The organism is Herbaspirillum seropedicae (genome assembly GCF_001040945.1).
GTDB lineage: Bacteria > Pseudomonadota > Gammaproteobacteria > Burkholderiales > Burkholderiaceae_D > Herbaspirillum > Herbaspirillum seropedicae.
On sequence record NZ_CP011930.1, the window covers coordinates 5,289,272 to 5,306,988 of the forward strand.

Annotated in this window: 15 protein-coding genes; 4 read left to right on the plus strand and 11 right to left on the minus strand. The window is 65.9% G+C overall.

The genetic code is table 11. From position 1 onward, the window contains the following. Positions 1–67: 67 nt before the first annotated feature. Together ACP92_RS23015 and ACP92_RS23020 are read left to right on the plus strand one after the other, a co-directional pair. A complete protein-coding gene (locus ACP92_RS23015) occupies positions 68–1,522 on the plus strand; it encodes an ATP-binding protein (RefSeq protein WP_048348638.1) in 1,455 nt (484 codons plus the stop codon). Then, on the plus strand, positions 1,519–2,253 hold the full coding sequence (locus ACP92_RS23020) for a response regulator (protein ID WP_013236533.1): 735 nt from the start codon (positions 1,519–1,521) through the stop codon (positions 2,251–2,253). Before ACP92_RS23015 ends, ACP92_RS23020 begins: the two co-directional genes overlap by 4 nt. A gap of 466 nt (positions 2,254–2,719) precedes the next feature. On the opposite strand, the gene ACP92_RS23025 is transcribed toward ACP92_RS23020, so the two are convergent. The 4 genes from ACP92_RS23025 to ACP92_RS23040 form a co-directional block, all read right to left on the minus strand. Then, positions 2,720–4,270, minus strand: coding sequence for a methyl-accepting chemotaxis protein (locus ACP92_RS23025; protein WP_013236534.1), 1,551 nt, complete (start codon positions 4,268–4,270; stop codon positions 2,720–2,722). A gap of 184 nt (positions 4,271–4,454) precedes the next feature. Next, positions 4,455–5,915 (minus strand): efflux transporter outer membrane subunit, encoded by a 1,461-nt coding sequence (locus tag ACP92_RS23030; RefSeq protein WP_013236535.1) that lies wholly within the window; start codon positions 5,913–5,915, stop codon positions 4,455–4,457. Continuing rightward, positions 5,912–7,132, minus strand: coding sequence for an efflux RND transporter periplasmic adaptor subunit (locus ACP92_RS23035; protein ID WP_013236536.1), 1,221 nt, complete (start codon positions 7,130–7,132; stop codon positions 5,912–5,914). Before ACP92_RS23035 ends, ACP92_RS23030 begins: the two co-directional genes overlap by 4 nt. A gap of 3 nt (positions 7,133–7,135) precedes the next feature. Then, entirely contained in the window at positions 7,136–10,327 is a 3,192-nt protein-coding gene (locus ACP92_RS23040; RefSeq protein WP_013236537.1) for an efflux RND transporter permease subunit, read from the minus strand. Positions 10,328–10,725: 398 nt separating this feature from the next. On the opposite strand from ACP92_RS23040, the gene ACP92_RS23045 reads away from it, so the two are divergent. Further along, positions 10,726–11,604 carry an oxygenase MpaB family protein gene (locus tag ACP92_RS23045; protein ID WP_041312442.1) on the plus strand — a complete coding sequence of 293 codons (879 nt, stop codon included), beginning with the start codon at positions 10,726–10,728 and terminating at the stop codon, positions 11,602–11,604. A gap of 6 nt (positions 11,605–11,610) precedes the next feature. On the opposite strand, the gene ACP92_RS23050 is transcribed toward ACP92_RS23045, so the two are convergent. The 5 genes from ACP92_RS23050 to ACP92_RS23070 all read right to left on the minus strand — a co-directional run bounded on the left by ACP92_RS23050 (position 11,611) and on the right by ACP92_RS23070 (position 15,140). Then, complete coding sequence (locus ACP92_RS23050; protein WP_013236539.1) at positions 11,611–12,507, minus strand: hypothetical protein; 897 nt, start codon at positions 12,505–12,507, stop codon at positions 11,611–11,613. Beyond that, a complete protein-coding gene (locus tag ACP92_RS23055) occupies positions 12,504–13,433 on the minus strand; it encodes a glycosyltransferase family protein (protein ID WP_013236540.1) in 930 nt (309 codons plus the stop codon). Before ACP92_RS23055 ends, ACP92_RS23050 begins: the two co-directional genes overlap by 4 nt. Before the next feature lie 67 nt (positions 13,434–13,500). Further along, complete coding sequence (locus tag ACP92_RS23060) at positions 13,501–13,878, minus strand: c-type cytochrome (protein ID WP_013236541.1); 378 nt, start codon at positions 13,876–13,878, stop codon at positions 13,501–13,503. A 32-nt stretch (positions 13,879–13,910) separates the two neighbouring features. Next, positions 13,911–14,708, minus strand: coding sequence for a DUF2145 domain-containing protein (locus tag ACP92_RS23065; RefSeq protein WP_013236542.1), 798 nt, complete (start codon positions 14,706–14,708; stop codon positions 13,911–13,913). Between the two features lie 21 nt (positions 14,709–14,729). Continuing rightward, positions 14,730–15,140, minus strand: a complete 411-nt coding sequence (locus ACP92_RS23070; protein ID WP_041311354.1) for a hypothetical protein — start codon at positions 15,138–15,140, stop codon at positions 14,730–14,732. A 186-nt stretch (positions 15,141–15,326) separates the two neighbouring features. On the opposite strand from ACP92_RS23070, the gene ACP92_RS23075 reads away from it, so the two are divergent. After that, a complete protein-coding gene (locus ACP92_RS23075) occupies positions 15,327–16,070 on the plus strand; it encodes a helix-turn-helix domain-containing protein (RefSeq protein ID WP_013236544.1) in 744 nt (247 codons plus the stop codon). A 5-nt stretch (positions 16,071–16,075) separates the two neighbouring features. Here ACP92_RS23075 and ACP92_RS23080 read toward each other — a convergent pair whose 3' ends face one another. Then, positions 16,076–17,308: an MFS transporter gene (locus ACP92_RS23080; RefSeq protein WP_013236545.1), complete on the minus strand. Its 1,233-nt coding sequence runs from the start codon at positions 17,306–17,308 to the stop codon at positions 16,076–16,078. After that, entirely contained in the window at positions 17,305–17,652 is a 348-nt protein-coding gene (locus tag ACP92_RS23085) for a DMT family protein (RefSeq protein ID WP_006461163.1), read from the minus strand. The genes ACP92_RS23080 and ACP92_RS23085 overlap by 4 nt, the downstream gene beginning before the upstream one ends. Positions 17,653–17,717 lie beyond the last annotated feature (65 nt).

The following is a 17,717-nucleotide window of genomic DNA, read 5'->3' on the forward strand; positions in this document are numbered from 1 at the left end:
AGGACACCGGCGGCCCGTATCTTGTTAAGCTCTCGTCTGGATCCATTCCGATTGCGCCCGCGCCACCATGTCCCTTGCCCATTCGATTGCGGAGCTGTCCGACCGCTTCTTCTATCGCGCCAACATTCGCCTCAAGCTGTTCTACGCGATGCTGGCGCTGATCGTGGCGCTGATCGCGGCCATCAATGGCGCGGGCCACTACATCTTCAACCGCGATTTCCTGGGCTATCTCAACGAGCAGGCCCAGCAGCGCATGGAAGACATGGTGCCGCGCCTGGAGCAGGCCTATCGCGAACATGGCAGCTGGGACTTCATCCGCGACAATCCCCGTGCCTGGTTCGAGTTGATGAAGCCGGCCATCGTCGAGCACAACGGCGCCGCGCGCAGCGCCGGCCCGACCTTCACCGCCTCCGACCTGACCGGCGCGACGCTGCGTTTTTCCCTGCTCGATGCCAGCCGCAGGCCGGTGATCGGCTATCCCAATGTGGGCCCCGACGCGCGCCTGCGTCCGCTGCTGCAGGATGACGTGATCATCGGCTGGGTGGCGCAGACCCCCTTTGAAAGCGTGATCGGCGCCCTCGACCTGCGCTTCCAGCAAAGCCAGTTCGCCGCGCAGATCATCATCGCGGTGGTGGCGGTGATGCTGGCCGCCTTCCTGGTGGTGCGCATTTCCGGCGTACTCACGCGGCCGCTGACGCGGGTAGCGCGCGCCACCCACCGGCTGGCCAGCGGCGACTACGCGATCCGGGTGGAAGTGGAATCGGGCGACGAAGTGGGCATGCTGGCGCAGGACTTCAACCAGCTGGCCATGACGCTGGAACGCAATGAAAAGCTGCGGCGCGAATTCATGGCGGACGTCTCCCACGAATTGCGCACGCCGCTGGCCATCCTCAACGGCCAGCTGGAAGCGCTGGAGGACGGCGTGCTGCAACCCGATGCGCAGACCCTGCGCTCGCTCAAGAGCGAGGTGGAACATCTCAACAAGCTGGTCGGCGATCTCTATGATCTGTCGCTGGCCGACGCGGGCGCGCTCACCTATCGCCGCGCCGATATCGATCTGGCCCCGCTGCTGCGCGACAGTGCGGCCCTCTATAGCGACCGCTTCAGCCAGCGCGGCATGCGCCTGAGCTGCGAGCTGCCCGCCAGCATGCCGGTGCATGGCGATGCGGCGCGCTTGCAACAACTGTTGAGCAACCTCTTCGAGAACAGCCTGCGCTATACCGATGCCGGCGGCCGCCTGCAGGTGCATGCACACCTGCAGCAACAGCACTGGCACCTGGTCTTCGACGACAGCGAACCAGGCGTGCCGCCGGAAGTGATGGCGCGCCTGTTCGAGCGCTTCTTCCGGGTCGAGGCCTCGCGCAACCGCGCCAGCGGCGGTGCGGGCCTGGGATTGGCGATCTGCCGCCGCATCGTCGATGCGCATCAGGGAACGATAGGCGCCAGCGCCTCGCCGCTGGGCGGACTGCGGGTGGTGGTGGTGTTGCCGGCCCGCCTGGAAGACGAGCGGGGCAGCGCATGAGCGACCCCACGACCGAGTTCCAGTTCGCGCCGCCGGCCAGCGCCGACATCCTCATTGTCGAAGACGAGCCCAAGCTGGCCGAGCTGCTGCAGAAATACCTGGCCCTGGCCGGCTACAGCGCACGTCATGTGGCGCGCGGCGATGCGGCGCTGGACGCAGTGCGCGCGCAACGGCCGGACCTGATCCTGCTCGACATCATGTTGCCGGGAATGGATGGCTGGGAAATCTGCCGCCAGCTGCGCACCTTCTCGGACGTTCCGGTGCTCATGCTCACTGCCCGCGCCGAAGAGGAAGACCGCCTGCGCGGCCTGGAGCTGGGGGCGGATGACTACATCGGCAAGACGCCGTTTTCCCCGCGCGAGATCGTGGCGCGGGTCAAGTCGATGCTACGCCGCAACGCCCTGGTGCAGCAGCGCACCGCGCAAGCGCCGGCCCGCTCGCTGCTGCACATCGATGATGTGCGCCACCAGGCCAGCGTACGCGGCGAAGCACTGAACCTGACACCGCTGGAACTGCGCCTGCTCAAGACCTTTGCCAGCGCACCGGGCCAGGTCTTCTCACGCGAACAGTTGCTCAATCATCTGCATGACGACGACCGCTCCGTCACTGATCGCGCCGTCGATACCCACATCAAGAACCTGCGACGCAAGCTCGAACCCTGCTTCCCCGGACACAATGCCATCCAGGCCGTGTATGGGGTGGGTTACTGCTTCGAACTGCCGCCCTCGTGAGAGAGGCGCGGCGGGCCACACCATTACTTACCGTTCGGACTGAGTAGTCCCGTCAGGGACGTATCGAAGGCGCGACGACCTCAGCCCACTAAACATCGCCGACCGCGCGTCTTCGATACGCCGCTGGCGCGGCTACTCAGTCCGAACGGGCAGGTCGATGCAATCGGGGGGCGGCGGGCCGCGCCATTACTTACCGTTCGGACTGAGTAGTCCCGTCAGGGAGGTATCGAAGGCGCGACGACCTCAACCCGCTAGACACCGTGCGCCTTCGATACGCCGCTGGCGCGGCTACTCAGTCCGAACGGGCAGGTCGATGCAATCGGGGCGCGGCGGGCCACGCCTTTACTTACCGTTCGGACTGAGTAGTCCCGTCAGGGACGTATCGAAGGCGCAACGACCTCAACCCGTTAGGGGCAGGTCAATGCAATCAGGGCGGGGCCGGCATGAGCAGGCTGACGAGTTCCCTTCAACGCTGGAGCTTGAACACGCTGACCACCTGTGACAGTCGCGCGGCCTGATCCTGCAGCGACTGTGCTGCTGCGGCGGCTTCTTCCACCAGCGCCGCGTTCTGCTGGGTCACTTCATCCATCTGCGTGATGGCGCGATTGATCTCTTCGATGCCGGTGCTCTGCTCATTGCTGGCCGCGCTGATCTCGGCCACCACATCGGTGACGCGCCTGACGCTGGCGACCACTTCGCTCATGGTGGCGCCGGCGCGTTCCACCAGCTGGCTGCCCGCGCCCACCTTTTCCACCGAATCATCGATCAGCTGCTTGATCTCCTTGGCCGCCGACGCCGAGCGCTGCGCCAGCGAGCGCACTTCCGAGGCCACCACCGCAAAGCCGCGTCCCTGCTCACCTGCACGCGCCGCTTCCACGGCGGCGTTCAGGGCCAGGATATTGGTCTGGAAGGCAATGCCATCGATGACGCTGATGATGTCGGCAATACGGTTGGAGCTTTCGGTGATGCCCTCCATGGTCTGCACCACCTGGCCCACCACCGCGCCGCCCTGGGTCGCGATGTCCGAGGCCGAGGCCGCCAGCTGGTTGGCCTGGCGGGCGTTGTCGGCGTTCTGCTTGACGGTGGCGGTCAGTTCTTCCATGGCCGAGGCCGTCTCTTCGAGCGAGCCGGCCTGCTCTTCGGTGCGCGAAGACAGGTCGAGGTTGCCGGTGGCGATTTCCTGCGAGGCTGTGGTGATGGTATCGGTGCCGGTGCGCACTTCCCCGACGATCTGTTGCAGGCTGTCGTTCATGGCGCGCAGCGAATGCATCAGCATGCCGGTCTCGTCCGTGCTGGTGGCGCGGATATCCATGGTCAGGTCGCCCTGCGCCACGCGCTCGGCCACCGCCACGGCTTCATTGAGCGGACGCGAGACTGCACGCGCCACCATCACCGCCAGACCCAGGGCGATCACCACGATGGCCGCGAGCAGGCCGATGATCCACAGCGTGGCGGAGCGATAGACTTGCTCGGCCATGTCGTCGGAACGCTTGCTGCCGGCATCGTTGACCTTGATGATCTCGTCCATGTTCTCGATCATGCTGCGGAAGGTCTTGTTGGAGTCGCCCTTGAAGAGCGCACGGGCTTCTTCTTCCTTGCCCTCGGCGGAAATGCGGGCCAGCTCCTTGTCGATCTCGAGGTAGGTGGCGAAGCTCTTGGAGAACTTCTCGTAGAGCACCTTCTCTTCGGCCTCCGAGATCTGGGCCTCGTAGGCAGCGCGCTGCTTGGCCAGGATGTCCAGGCGCGACTTGATGGCCTTGAGCGCATCCTCGCGCTCGGCCGGCGTAGCCGCCGTGACCATCTGCAATTCGGAGATGCGCATGCGCGGCAGCGAGGCCTGGATGGACTGCGCGGCCTTGATGGTGGGCAGCCAGTTGGTGGCCATGTCGGTGGAGGCCTGGTTGACCGCCTTCAGTTCGCGGATGGCAAACAGGCCCAGGATCACCGTGAGCACGATGACGGCGGCAAAAGAAACGATGAGTTTCTTGGCTATCTTCAGATTGTTGAACCAGGTCATGTCGGCCTCAGTAGTCTCGCTTGCAAATAGGGGGATTTACCGGCGATTCTAGGGAGGTCAGGATTGGTCTGATTCGACGATTATGCGGGCCTTTCTAGGGCAATTGCCGCGCTAGACCGGCTGCCTGACGGCGCTGTCAGCAACGGCCTGGTCAACTGGTCAGGCCAGCATATCAGTTGCATCATCATGGACGGGAAGGCCCCGCCCCAGCGGCCTCTGCCGGCGGCGTGCGGCTCTGCCAGTCACCGCCCAGGGCCTTGATCAGGAACACCGATACCAGCAGGCGCTGCCCCATCAACTGGGCGGCCTGGCGCTCGCTGTTGAGCAGGGATTGTTGCGCCGTGATCACATCCAGGTAAGGCGTGGCGCCGCCTTCATAACGGCTGCTGGCAATCTCCAGCACCCGGCGCGCACTGGCGATGGCCAACTGCGACTGGGCATAGGCGCGCTCCAGCGCGGCCAGGCCAGTGATGCCATCCTCGACTTCTTGCATGGCCGTCAACACGGTGCGGCGGTAGGAGGCGACCGTGGCTTCATAGCCGGCCTGGCTGAAATCCACACCAGCGCGCAGACGTCCGCCATCGAACAGGCTCTGCGAGGCTGATACGCCCAACGACCATAACAGGCTGGGGGCGTTGAAGAGCGTGGCCCAGTTGCGGCTGTCCACCCCATACGAGGGTTGCAGCATGAAGCTGGGGTAGTAGGCTGCGCTGGCCACGCCGATCTGGGCATTGGCGGCGGCCATGGCGCGCTCGGCGGCGGCGATGTCGGGACGCCGCTCCAGCACATCCGAGGGCACACCCACGGGGATGGCGGGCGGCGTAATGGGCGTCAAGGAAGGCGTGATCGAGAACGCCGGCGCGGGTGTGCCGGTGAGCGTGGCGATGGCGTGCTCGTACTGCGCGCGTTGGCGGCCCAGCAGGTCGATCTGGGTCAGGGTGCTGTCCAGCAGGGCCTGTTGCTGCGCCATGTCCAGTCCCGAGGTCGCGCCCAGGTCATGCCGTGCGGTGGCCAGTTCGAGCGCCTGGCGCTGCAGGGCGATGGCGCGGCGCACCACATCGAGCTCCACATCCAGTTCGCGCAGGTTGAAATAGTTGGTCGCCAGTTCTGCCGTGAGCAGCAGGCGGGTGTTTTCCAGGTCGGCGGCGGACTGCTCGGCCGCCGCGCCGGCCGCCTCCACCGAGCGCTGTACCCGCCCGAAGAAGTCCACCTCGTAGCTCACGCTGGCGCCCAGCGCGAAATCATTCTGGACCGTGGAAAAGTTGGGCGAGTTGTAATTGGTCAGTGGTCGGTTGGCCGAGATGCGCGAACGCGCCGCCCGTGCATTCAGGTTCACCTGCGGCGTCTGGGCCGCACCGGTCACGTTCAATTGCGCGCGCGCCTGCGCCAGCCGTGCGGTGGCGATCGCCAGGGTCTGGTTGCCTGCCAGCGCTTGCTGTTGCAGGGCATTGAGTTGCGCATCGCCAAAGCGCTCCCACCAGGGGCCGCGCGGGGTGGCGTCGGCGGGCTGCATGCTGCGCCAGGGGGCTTCCGAGGTCCAGGCGGCGGGCATGTCCACCTGCGGCCGGGTGTAGTCGGGGCCGCTGGCGCAGCCCGCCAGGGAGAGCGCGCAGGCCAGTGCCAGCAGCAGTTGCCGGGACCTCATGAGGCGGCCTTCTGCTTTTCCGGCTCCTTGGGCTGTTCCAGGGTCGGCTCGACCTGGTCGCCTTCGGCCAATGCATCGGAGGGATTGAGGATCAGGTGTTCATCGCCCTGCAAGCCGTCCAGCACTTCGACGGTCTGGCCGAAGTTGCGGCCCAGCCTGAGTTTTTTCAGGCGCACCTGATTGTGCGGGTCCACCGCGGCCACCAGGGTGCCGTCGCGGCGGAACATCAGGGTATCGGCCGCCACCAGCAATGCGCCACTGGGCTTGATGGGCAGCGCCACTTGCACGAACGCGCCGGGTAGCAGCGCGTGGTCGGCATTGGAGAGCGTCACCTCGACCTGCATGGAGCGCGTGGCGGCATCGATGGCGCCCGCAGTGCGCGCCACCTTGCCCTCGAACTTGCGACCGCGCAGCTCGGACTGGGTCACCGTGACCTGCTGGCCCGGCTTGACCAGATTGGCATAGGACTGCGGCACATTGACATAGACCCGCAGCGGGTCTGTCTGAGACAACACGAACAGCGCCCGTCCGGCACCCGGATCGATCAGGTCGCCCACATCCACATTGCGGCGGGTGATGATGCCCGAGAAGGGCGCCACGATGCGCTTGAAGCCTTCCACCTGGCGCAGCCGCCCGACGTTGGCGTCGGCGGCGGCCAGGTTGGCGCTGGCCTGGGCGAAGGCGCTGCGGCGTTCATCGAGTTCCTGCTGCGAGACCGCATCCTTCTTGCGCAGCGCTTCCCAGCGCGCCATCGAACTGCGGGCCAGCTCCATGCTGGACGCCGCCTGCTCGCGCGCGGCCAGGGCCTGCGTGAGTTGCTGGTCGATTTCGGGTGTATCCAGTTCGGCCAGCAGCTCGCCCTTCTTGACCTCGGCGCCGATATCCTTGGTCCAGCGTTTGAGATAGCCGCCCGAGCGCGCCGAGATGGGCGACTGCACAAAGCCTTGCAAGGTCCCGGGCAGGGCCAGCGTCTGGCCCTCGGCGCTGCTGCGCACGGGCGCCACCCGCACGAACATCTTGGCGCGCTCGGCCGTGCCGGCCTGCAGTTCGCGTGCATTGGCGACCCGGCTGATCACGGTGCGCGCCGCCCCTGCGGCCAGCAAGAGCAGCACCACCACCAGCACGACCCTGGCGCGCCGCATCATTTGCTGGCGCTGTTGCGGCTCGCCCTCGGAGAGAGGGTGGATGCCGAGTTCGGAATGACGGTCATGCGACATGGTTCAAGACTCCTGATGCGCCGGTCCACCGGCAAGAGCGCGCCGCTGGTCAGCGCGACGGGCCAATCGTTGATGCACGCCGGCGAACACCACCGGCACGAAGAACAAGGTCGATACGGTCGCCAGCATGAGGCCGCCGATGACGGCGCGCCCCAGCGGCGCATTCTGCTCGGCGCCTTCGCCCAGGCCCAGCGCCATGGGGATCATGCCGATGATCATGGCCAGCGCTGTCATGAGCACCGGACGGATGCGGGTGGAGCCTGCCTCCAGCGCAGCGGCCAGCGGTGTGGCGCCCTCTTCGCGGCGCTGGCGCGCAAAGGCGACGATGAGGATGCTGTTGGCCGTGGCCACGCCCATGGTCATGATGGCCCCGGTCAGGGCGGGCACCGACAGCGTGGTGCCGGTGATGAAGAGCATCCAGGCAATGCCTGCCAGCGCCGCCGGCAGGGCGGCGATGATGATGGCCGCATCGATCCACGACTGGAAGTTCACCACCACCAGCAGGTAGACCAGCACGATGGCCATGGCCAGTCCCACGCCCAGGCCGGTGAAGGAAGACTGCATGGTTTCCACCTGGCCGCGGATGACTACCTGGCTGCCGCGCGCCAGCTTGGGCTTGATCTGTTCCACCAGGGCGCTCACCTTGCCGGCCACGCTGGCCAGGTCGGTTCCCTGCACGCTGACATAGACATCGATGGCCGGCGCGATGTTGTAGCGCGAGGCCACCGCCATCTGGCGACCGGCGTGCACATCGACCAGGTTGCCCAGCAACTGCGGCGGCGTGGTGCTGGCGTTGGCCCCTGGACTCACGGGAATATTGAGCAGGGCGTCCAGCGAATCCACCTGGTATTGCGGCGACTGCACGGCGATGTTGTAGACCACGCCATTGTTGGGATTGAGCCAGAAGGCCGGCTGCGTCTGCGAACTGCCGGCCAGCGCGATCAGCAGGTTCTGGCCGACGTTGGAGGCCGACAGGCCGAACTGCTGCAGGCGCGTGCGATCCATGCGCAAGTCCAGCGACGGCCCATCCAGGCGCTGGTGGACGTGGGCGTCGACCGCGCCGGGAATCTGCCGGATCTGCTTGGTCAGCTCGGCCGCCAGGCGCGCATTGGCTTCCATGTTGGGGCCGGTGAATTGCACATCGATGGCGGCGGGCAGGCCGAAGTTGAGGATCTGCGTGACGATGTCGGCCGGCTGGAAGAAGAACTCGATGCCGGGGAAGCGGCGCGGCAATTCTGCGCGCAGCATGCTGACCAATGCTTCGGTGGGACGATGGCCTTCCTTGAGGGCCATCAGGATTTCGCCATCGAGCGTGCCGATGGTGCCGGCGTTGCTGTAGGAGAGGTTGATGCCGGAATTGGGCACGCCCAGGTTGTCGAGGATGGTCTCCAGCTCCGAGGCCGGGATCAGGGTGCGGATGACGCGCTCGACCTCATCGGCGGCGCGGGCGGTTTCCTCGATGCGGGTGCCGGTGGGCATGCGCATGTGCAGGCGGATCTGGCCGCCATCCACATTGGGGAAGAAGTCACGTCCGAGGAAGGGATAGAGCAGGCAGGACAGCAGGCAGAAGCCGAGGAAGGCCAGCGCAAAGCGCCGCCGGTGCGCCAGCAGTGACGACAGCACCAGCGTATAGCCATGGCGCACGCGCTCGAAGCGATTGTCGAAGGCGCGATAGAGGCGCTGCAGCAGGCTCTGTTTGGCGCTGTCGACCTGGCCATGGCTGCCCATCAAGAGCATCACCAGCGTGGGCACCAGCGTGCGCGAGAGCAGGTAGGAGGCGGCCATGGCAAACACCACCGCCTCGGCCAGCGGCACGAACAGGAAGCGCGCCACCCCGGAGAGGAAGAACATCGGCACGAACACGATGCAGATACAGAGCGTAGCCACGAAGGCCGGCACACCGATCTCGCCCGCGCCGACGATGATGGCGTCGTGCAGCGGCTTGCCCAGGTGCAGGTGGCGCTCGATGTTCTCGATGGTGACAATGGCCTGGTCCACCAGGATGCCCACCGACAGCGCCAGCCCGCCCAGGGTCATGAGGTTCAGTGTCTCGCCCAGCGCCGCCAGGATCAGGATGGCCGCCATGATGGACAGCGGAATGGTCAGGCCGATGATGAGCGTGCTGCGCCAGTTGCCCAGGAACAGCAGCACCATCGCAGCGGTCAGGCCGGCGGCGATGAGGGCCTCGCTGATGACGCCGGTGACGGCCGCCTTGACGAACACCGACTGGTCGAACAGCGGTGTGATCTTGATGTCTTCCGGCAGGGTCTGGGCCGCCGTGGGCAAGAGCTTGCGCAGGTTGTCCACGATGTCCAGCGTCGAGGCGCCGCCATTCTTGAGGATGGACAGTAGCACCCCGCGCGCGCCGTCCTGGCGCACCACGTTGGTCTGGGGTGAGAAGCCGTCGCGCACATTGGCCACATCCTTGAGATAGATGGTGGCGCCATTGGTGGTGCGCACCGGCAGTTCATTGAGGCCCGCCACGGCTTCGGGCGAACCGTTGATCTTGACCGAGTATTCGGTCGCGCCGAACTTGGCCGTGCCGGAGGGCAGGATCAGGTTCTGGGTATTGATCGCATTGACCACGTCGATGGGGGCCAGGCCGCGCGCCTGCAGGGCCTGGGTGTCGAGGTCCACCGAGATGAGCCGGCTCTTGCCGCCATAGGGATAGGGCACGGCCACACCCGGGATGGTGACCAGTTGCGGGCGCAGCGTCTGCACGGCGGCGTCGAAGACGGTCTGCTCGGGCAGCGTGGGCGAGGACAGCGCCAGTTGCATCACCGGGATGCTGGAGGCGGAATACTTGATCACCAAGGGCGGTGTGATGCCCGGCGGCAGCTGGCGCACCTGGGTCTGCACCGAGGCCACCACCTGGGCAATGGCGGTCTGGATGTTGGCCTTGGGCTGGAAGAACACCTTGATCACCGAGACCCCGGCCAGCGACTGTGATTCGATGTGCTCGATGTCGCTGACCACCGTGGTCAGCCCGCGCTCGTTCTGGGCCGCGATGCGCTGGCCCATCTCCTGGGCTGACAGGCCGTTGTAGTTCCAGATGATGGAGACCACCGGGATGTTGATCTCGGGGAAGATATCGGTGGCCATGTTCTTCAGCGTCAATGGCGTGGCCAGCACGATGAGCAAGGCCATCACGATGAAGGTGTACGGGCGGCGCAAGGCCAGCGCGACCATGTTCATGAACTGCTATCCCTGTGAAACGGGCAGGCCGGACCAGGCGCTTCGGCTGCCCATGCCCACGACCGGCATCCCGTGCGATGCCTGCCGTCCTCTCCCGCGATACTGTGTTCTGTCCTGCGCGGCCTGGCGTGCTTCCCCGGTAGCCGGGCCGCGTTCCCTGAATTGCGCCGTCCTGCGGTCCCGATGTTGTTCTTCTGGGAGCGCGCGGCGTGGCTATTGTAGCGGCCTGGCAGCCTGTGTGCAGGAGGCTTTTCGGCGCCGCGCTTTCTGACAGGAATGTCAGCGAGCGTCTTCTCGCCGGCTGCAAGCACATCCGGAAAAATGTCCACATGTCGCCCCGGCAGGAATGCAGGCGCTATGGCACACTGCCCTGCCCTCCCTTTGCATTTTTCTGCACCATGGAATTCCTGCGCCAGCGCATCGAAGCCACCGTCCTGTCCATCAGCCGCGGCCCCGGCAGTGCGGACTTCCTGCAGCCACCAGGCGACCCTGGCCTGTTCGGCCCCGACTCGGCGGCCTGGCAGGTCCACAGTGATTTCACCGCCATGCTCACCGGCGGCGTGGCCGCGCTGCTGTTGCAGATGTTGCATCCGCTGCCGCTGGCCGGGGTATGGGACCACTCCAACTTCCAGGCCGACATGCTGGGCCGGCTGCGCCGCACCGCGCAGTTCGTGGCCGGCACCACCTTCGGCAGCCGGGCCGATGCCGAGCGCCTGATCGCGCGCGTGAAGCAGATCCATCTGGGCGTGAATGGCGTCGCCGCCGACGGCAGGGCTTATGCCGCCAGCGATCCGGACCTGCTCACCTGGGTCCATGTGGCCGAGGTGCATTGCTTCCTGCAGGGCTATCTGCGTTACCGCCATCCCGCTTTCCCAGCGGCGCGGCAGGACCAGTATTTCGATGAGATCGCCGGTGTGGCCGAAGCACTGGGGGCGCGCGCAGTGCCGCGTTCGGGCGCAGCCATTGCCCGCTACATCGAAGACATGCGAGCGCAGCTGCGCTGCGACGAACGCACGCGCCAGACCTTGCAACTGGTATTGAATGCGCCCGCTCCCAATGCGGTAGCACAGCCGTGGACGCGGCTGATGATGCGCGGCGGCGTGGACCTGCTGCCACCCTGGGCGCAGCAGATGCTGGGCGTGGCTCCGCGTCCGCCCTGGCGTCGCGCCCTGTTGCAGCACTCGGTGCTGCTGGCGGCGCAACCGCTGCGCTGGGCCATGCGCAATGGCTCCCTCCATCTGGCGCGGCGGCGCATGGGCTTGCCGCCGCAACCCTGAAGCGGGTCAGGAAAACAGGCCCAGGCTGTCGTCGGTGGCGATGGCCACGGCGCCGGCTGCCGCAGCCACAGGGGCCATGTCATTGGCAGCATTGCCGCGGTTCGCCTGGGAGCCGCTCCTGCTTTCCGGCCCGGCGGTGTCGCCGTTGCCCTCCTTGCCATTGTCCCAGTCACCGCTGGCGCCGCCGCCGTCGAACTGGCCCTGGAAGGCGTCCGGGTCGCGGCCTTGGCCCATGTCACGCCACAGGCTGCTGCCCTGGCTGGAGGTGGTGAAGCTGAACAGGGCGGCGCCGTCGTCATCGTCCTGGCGTCGCGTGCGCCGTACCGCCGGAGGTTGCAGCGGCGGCAATTGCGCCAGCAGGGTGCGCAACTGCTGCCAGCTTTGCGGATCCAGGTCGATGCCATCGCGCAGCGCTTGCCGGATCAGGCGCATCAGCGCGCGCAGGGTGCGCGAGGCGTCGTACAGGGCGCGCCGTTCACCGTCCAGGCGATCCAGTTCGCGGCGCATGGCGTCGAGCTGGCCGAAGCGCTGGCGGTCGACATAGCGGGTCAGGCGCACCCGCATCAGGGTGAGCGCCTCGCGGTAGGGCTTTCCGGCGAACCAGGCCATCCAGCCGAACCACATGAAGCGGCGCTGGTGCTGCGCAAAGGTGGAACGGATCAGGTCGTCCACGAAATCGGGCAGGGTATCGTGCAGGCGCTGCAGCGTGGCCGGCGAGATGGCCGGCAACAATTGCCGTTCCACCAGGTGGATGCGGTAGCGGCGCCGACGCCGGTCGGCCGTGGCGATGGCGCTGCGTACCTTTCCCAGGCGCGGACCCAGCAGGTCATCGGCCCTTTCCAGGATGGGCAAGGCCGCGCGCAGTTCGGCGCGCAGCGCGTCGGTCAGGGGTGAGGATGTCATGCGGCCAGCTCCACGCCGTCTTCCAGGCGACTCGAAAAGTAACGCGCGAAATAATCGCGCAAGCCCGGCTTGTCCATGCCGGGCGCCCACTCCAGGGGCTGGCCGGGGCGCAGGTCCAGATCGGTCCAGGGATCGTAGCCAAGCTCGGTGATGTCGTGCATACGCAGGAAGTAGCGCCGGTTGACCGCATCGCCGTGCCACAGGTGGCGGATGTGGCCGGGCACCACGCCCAGCCTGCCCTCGACCTCGGCGTGGAAACGCTCGCTCCACTCGCGCAGGTGGGCGATCTGGCGCGGGTCGTTTTTGAGCGCATTGCGGATGCAAAAATTGCAATCGTTGAAGATGGCATGGGCCATGAAGTGGTCGGCGCTGCCCGAGATCGCTCCCTCATAGAGCCCGACCTGATCGAAGATCTCGCGATGCATGGCCCAGCCATAGCCGGTGTGGCCGTGCAGGTCGTAGCGGCCGGCGTTCAGGGTGGAGGGATCGCGGGCCATCACGCTGGCAAACGAGCGGCACAGGTCGGGCGGGGCGCCCACCTGGCCGTGGCGGTCCAGCCGGGTACAGGTCTCGAAGACCTGCACGATGCGATGCCGCCCCAGCGCCTCTACCAGGTCAGCGGCCCAGCGCGGGTTGTCGAAGAGGATGTCGCAATCGAGCCAGGCCACGTAACGGCAGTGCGCCGGCAACCAGGAAGCGCCCAGGTTGAGCAGCCTTTCCTTCTGCCACAGCAGCGTGGCGGCGCGGACCTGGATCACGTCCAGGCTGGGCGGCAGGTCGAAGGGCGCATCGCCGAAGGCGCATTCGACGGTCAGGCAGGTGACGCCGGCTGCGCGCATGCCCTGCATGAACAGGTCGTAGTTGCGGCGCCGGGCGGCATAGCCGACCGGATTGAAATAGGTAGTGATGACGAACAGTTCGGACATGGCGCGGTGCTCTTGTTGTCGTTATCGCCTGCCCGCAGGGGCAAGATCCTGCGCCTTGAGACTGTGCCTATGGTTTGAAAGTTCGCAGGTAGGCCAGGATGTCATCGATCTGCTTGTCGCTGCCGATGCCCCAGAAACGCATCTTGTTGCCTGGCACGACATCGCTGGGCGCCTTGAGGAAGGCGCGCAGCTTGTCTTCAGTCCAGACGAAACCGGCGTTGGCCATCGCCGGGGAATACTTGAAGTCAGGGGTGGAACCGGCCTTGCGCCCGATCACATTGCTCAGTTGCGGGCCAAAGCCGGCCCGCGCCGAGGGGCCCACGGCATGGCAACTGGCGCATTTGGCGAAGGCGGCGCGGCCGGCCGCCACATCCCCCGCCGCCAGCGCCGACCAGGGTGCGAGGACGAGGACAAGGGCGAGGGGCAGGCAGGGATGGGGGCGCATGGGTGGTTCCGGCAAGACTGAACGTAGGGCGGCTATTGAATCACGAAATGGCTGGCTTCGAGGCCCGACCTGCGCAGGAAGGTGAACACCGAATCGGCCGTGGTGGTCTCGATTCTATCGCTGAAGCGCAAGGCATTGGGATGATCGTCAAAGGCGATGTTGGCCTTGAACATGCGTCCGCCCAGGCGGGTCATCGGTCCCAGGTGCAGGGTATCCGGCGCATAGCCCTTGAACCTGAGCCAGGCCTGGGCCTGTTCGCGGTTGCTGATCTGCGGCTCCAGCGCCAGGGCCAGGGTTTCCGTGATCCATTGGTTGGACTGCTGGTAGCGGCTCGCCCAGGGATAGGCCAGCATGCTGTACTGCGGTTCATGCATGCGGGTGACCTGGGGCCTGACGATGGCCGCGCGCAGCTTTTCTTGCACTTCCGGCGGCGGCACCGCTACGTAGGCTTCCAGCAGGAAGGGCGAGTCCATGAAGAACTGCCCCATGCCTTGCTCGTAGAGGTTGCTCACGGCCGTGCCGCATTCGTTGAGCTTGTGCACGACATACCATTGCTGCTCGTCGCGGTAGGCGATGGCCAGGTGCGAATAGCGTTGCTGGTATTTGCTCAGGTCCTGGCCGATGCGGCCGATGATGACCACGTCGGCGCCGCTGGCGTTGAGCCGCTCGACGGTCTTGACCGCCATGTCCAGCTGGGCCCGCACGGCAGTCGCCTCGGGGATGGTCTGTTCGCAAGCCTGGCCGGCGTGGGCCGCCAGCGCTGCGCAAAGACCCTGGGCCAGGACCAGGCTGGCCAGCAGGTGCTTGATGGAGAATGGACGCAATGACATGAGAATCTCCCGGTGAGCCGATCAGGACAGTCTTTCGTTCTTCAGCAGCGCCTTGCCCAAGGCATTGGGAATGATCGCCAATACCTTGCCGGAGGCCACCAGCAGCGTGCCGGAGGCGGTCGTCACGAAACTCACCGATTCGCCCACGCCGATGGAGGCCGCACCGCTGACGTTAGCGCCCACGGTCACCGATGCGCGCACGCCCTCCCCGAGCTTTTCCAGCACATAGACCGTGCCCTCGGCCGAGGCTTCCACGCCCTTGACCACGTAGCGCCCGCCTTCGGAGATGAAGTAGGCGGGCACGATCACCGACACCGCCACCGATACCGTGGAGGCGTTGCTGTTGCGCGATTGGGCGTACGCCGGGGCAGCCAGCAGGGCGGCCACCAGGACGCAGGAGAGGGACAGGCGATGCAGCAGAGGGCTTTTCATGATGAACTCCTTGTTGTTGGATTTCTACTTGACTGTCGCCACCCCGGCGAAGCAGCCAGGCGCAATGTAGCAATGGGAGCAAGCGCCGTGGAGGGCGTCATCGAAAAGCGCAATTCCTGTTTCATCAGGTATCGAAATACAATACCCGACCATCATCGATGAATATGCGGAACAAGGAGGATCGTCATGGCCCAGGCCGAATCGCTGGTCAATGCATTGAAGAACCTGCTCAAGGCGCGCGGCATCACCTATGCACAGCTGGCCAAGGGCCTGGGCTTGAGCGAGGCCAGCGTCAAGCGCATCTTTGCCGAGCGCAGCTTTACGCTGGAGCGGCTGGATCAGGTGTGTACGCTGCTGGGCATCCAGATCAGCGACCTGGCGCGCATGGTGGTGGCCGAGCAGCCGGTGCCGTCACGGCTCACGGAAGAACAGGAAAAGAAGCTGGTGGCCGATCCCAAGCTGTTGCTGGTGGCCGTGCATGCCCTGCATCAGTGGACGCTGGAGGAAATCGTCTCGAGCTTTGCCATGACCCAGGCCGAATGCATCCGCCTGCTGGCGCGGCTGGACAAGCTGGGCATTCTCGATCTGCTGCCCAACAACCGCATCCGCGTGCGGGTGGCGCCGGACTTCTCGTGGCTGCCGGGCGGGCCGATCCAGCAGTATTTCCGCGCCCAGCTGCGCAACGATTTCTTCAATTCGCATTTCGACAAGCCGGGCGAAAAGATGATCATGGTCAGCGGCACGCTTTCCGAGGAAAGCAATGCCGCCGTGCAGCGCGCCATGAACCGGCTGTCAGCCGAATTCCTGGCGGCCCATCAGCAGGACCTGGCGCTGCCGCTGGAACGGCGTACCGGCAGCGCCATGATCGTGGCCTTGCGGCCATGGTCGCCGGCCCACTTCCAGCAGATGCGCCGCCAGAAGCAGCAATAGGAGGTCTACTTTACCGCCGCCGCGGCCGGACAGCCTTGCGGCGCATGATCGCGCCGCTCGGCCAGCCAGGCCCACACCGCCAGCGCCAGCAAGGCAATGCCGGTCAGTACGGCGAAGGCGGCGCCGTAGCCATAATGCCGCGCCACCACACCGGCCAGCGCCGGGCTCATGGCCGCGCCGATGGACTGGATGGTGGTCACCGCGCCCAGGCCGATGTTGATGTGGCCGCTGCCATGCAGGATGCGCGCCACCGAACCCGGCAAGGCCACGCCCAGCAGGCCTGCGCCCACGCCATCGAGCATCTGCACCGGCAGCAGCGCCCAGGGGGAATCCCATACGCCAGCCACCATGCCGCGCAAGGGCAGCGCCAGCAGCGCAATGGTGATCAGCAGCCAGTAGCCCTTGCGGTCGGCGAAGCGGCCGGCAAACAGCGCCGTGGGAATCATCACCAGCTGCGCCACGATGACGGTAAGCGCAGTGTAGAGCGCCGGATCGGCGCCGCCGCGCGAGACCGCCGATTGGCCCAGCAGCGGCAACATCGCTGCATTGCCGAGGTGGAACAGCATCATCGCCAGCGCCAGCAGCATCAGTGGGCGCGAACTGGCCAGCACGCGCCAGGTGGAGGCCTCGGGCTTGCCGCCGGTGCGCTGCGGATCGAGGCCACGGGCGACATCATGATCGATATCCTCAGGCCGGATGCGCGCCAGGCACAGCAGCGACGCCACCGCCATCACGGCCATGAGCACGAACACTGCCGGCAAGCCCCAGAAATAACCGAGCGCACCGGCCAGCGTGGCCGAGAAGACATTGCCGGCGTGGTTCCAGGCCTCGTTGCGGCCCAACTGCGAAGGCAGGCCCTGCTGGCCGACGATGCCCAGGGTCAGGCCGGCGATGGCCGGGCCGATGATGGCGCCGACAATGCCGGTGCCGACCTGCGAGATCGCGGTGACGGTAAAACTGGGCGAGATCAGCAGCAGCAGCGAACCCGCCACCACCAGCACCGATCCCAATCCGACCACCAGCCGCTTGGCGCGCACGGCGTCGGTCAGCGCGCCCGCCGGGGTGGTGGCCAGCATGCCGGCGATGCCGCCCAGCGTCATCACATAGCCGATGTCGTCAGCGGCCCAGCCATGGCCCATCAGGAACACGCCCAGGAAGGGGCCGAGCCCGTCGCGCACGTCGGCCAGGCAGAAATTGAGCCGCGACAGCCAGGCCAGGGAAGCCGCTTTGGCGTTCATCCTATCGGCCCCTTGAAGATGAAGAAGGCGCCCAGGCAGATGCAGCCGAAGCCGACCAGGTGGTTGATGGTGAATTGCTCGCCCAGGTAGAGCACCGAGAAGATCGAGAACACCACCAGGGTGATCACTTCCTGCATGGTCTTGAGCTCGGCGGCGTTATAGACGCTGTGGCCGATGCGGTTGGCGGGCACGGCGAAGCAGTATTCGGCCAGAGCGATCATCCAGCTGACCAGGATCACCAGATACAGCGGCCGGTTCTCGAACTTGAGGTGGCCGTACCAGGCGAAGGTCATGAAGACGTTGGAGATGATCAGGAAAACGATGGGAAGGACTTTAGGCGACATGGTTCTTATTCTTTATAAAAATATAACAAGGAAGGAAAGATGCGCCCGCTCGACGGTCCGTACGC

Excerpts from the sequence above, each read along its gene's own strand:
- ACP92_RS23015 (WP_048348638.1), top strand. The coding sequence starts at position 68 with ATGTCCCTTGCCCATTCGATTGCGGAGCTGTCCGACCGCTTCTTCTAT.
- ACP92_RS23040 (WP_013236537.1), bottom strand. The coding sequence starts at position 10,327 with ATGAACATGGTCGCGCTGGCCTTGCGCCGCCCGTACACCTTCATCGTG.
- ACP92_RS23035 (WP_013236536.1), bottom strand. The coding sequence starts at position 7,132 with ATGTCGCATGACCGTCATTCCGAACTCGGCATCCACCCTCTCTCCGAG.
- ACP92_RS23025 (WP_013236534.1), bottom strand. The coding sequence starts at position 4,270 with ATGACCTGGTTCAACAATCTGAAGATAGCCAAGAAACTCATCGTTTCT.
- ACP92_RS23075 (WP_013236544.1), top strand. The coding sequence starts at position 15,327 with ATGGCCCAGGCCGAATCGCTGGTCAATGCATTGAAGAACCTGCTCAAG.
- ACP92_RS23070 (WP_041311354.1), bottom strand. The coding sequence starts at position 15,140 with ATGAAAAGCCCTCTGCTGCATCGCCTGTCCCTCTCCTGCGTCCTGGTG.
- ACP92_RS23065 (WP_013236542.1), bottom strand. The coding sequence starts at position 14,708 with ATGTCATTGCGTCCATTCTCCATCAAGCACCTGCTGGCCAGCCTGGTC.
- ACP92_RS23060 (WP_013236541.1), bottom strand. The coding sequence starts at position 13,878 with ATGCGCCCCCATCCCTGCCTGCCCCTCGCCCTTGTCCTCGTCCTCGCA.
- ACP92_RS23045 (WP_041312442.1), top strand. The coding sequence starts at position 10,726 with ATGGAATTCCTGCGCCAGCGCATCGAAGCCACCGTCCTGTCCATCAGC.
- ACP92_RS23055 (WP_013236540.1), bottom strand. The coding sequence starts at position 13,433 with ATGTCCGAACTGTTCGTCATCACTACCTATTTCAATCCGGTCGGCTAT.
- ACP92_RS23020 (WP_013236533.1), top strand. The coding sequence starts at position 1,519 with ATGAGCGACCCCACGACCGAGTTCCAGTTCGCGCCGCCGGCCAGCGCC.
- ACP92_RS23080 (WP_013236545.1), bottom strand. The coding sequence starts at position 17,308 with ATGAACGCCAAAGCGGCTTCCCTGGCCTGGCTGTCGCGGCTCAATTTC.
- ACP92_RS23050 (WP_013236539.1), bottom strand. The coding sequence starts at position 12,507 with ATGACATCCTCACCCCTGACCGACGCGCTGCGCGCCGAACTGCGCGCG.
- ACP92_RS23030 (WP_013236535.1), bottom strand. The coding sequence starts at position 5,915 with ATGAGGTCCCGGCAACTGCTGCTGGCACTGGCCTGCGCGCTCTCCCTG.
- ACP92_RS23085 (WP_006461163.1), bottom strand. The coding sequence starts at position 17,652 with ATGTCGCCTAAAGTCCTTCCCATCGTTTTCCTGATCATCTCCAACGTC.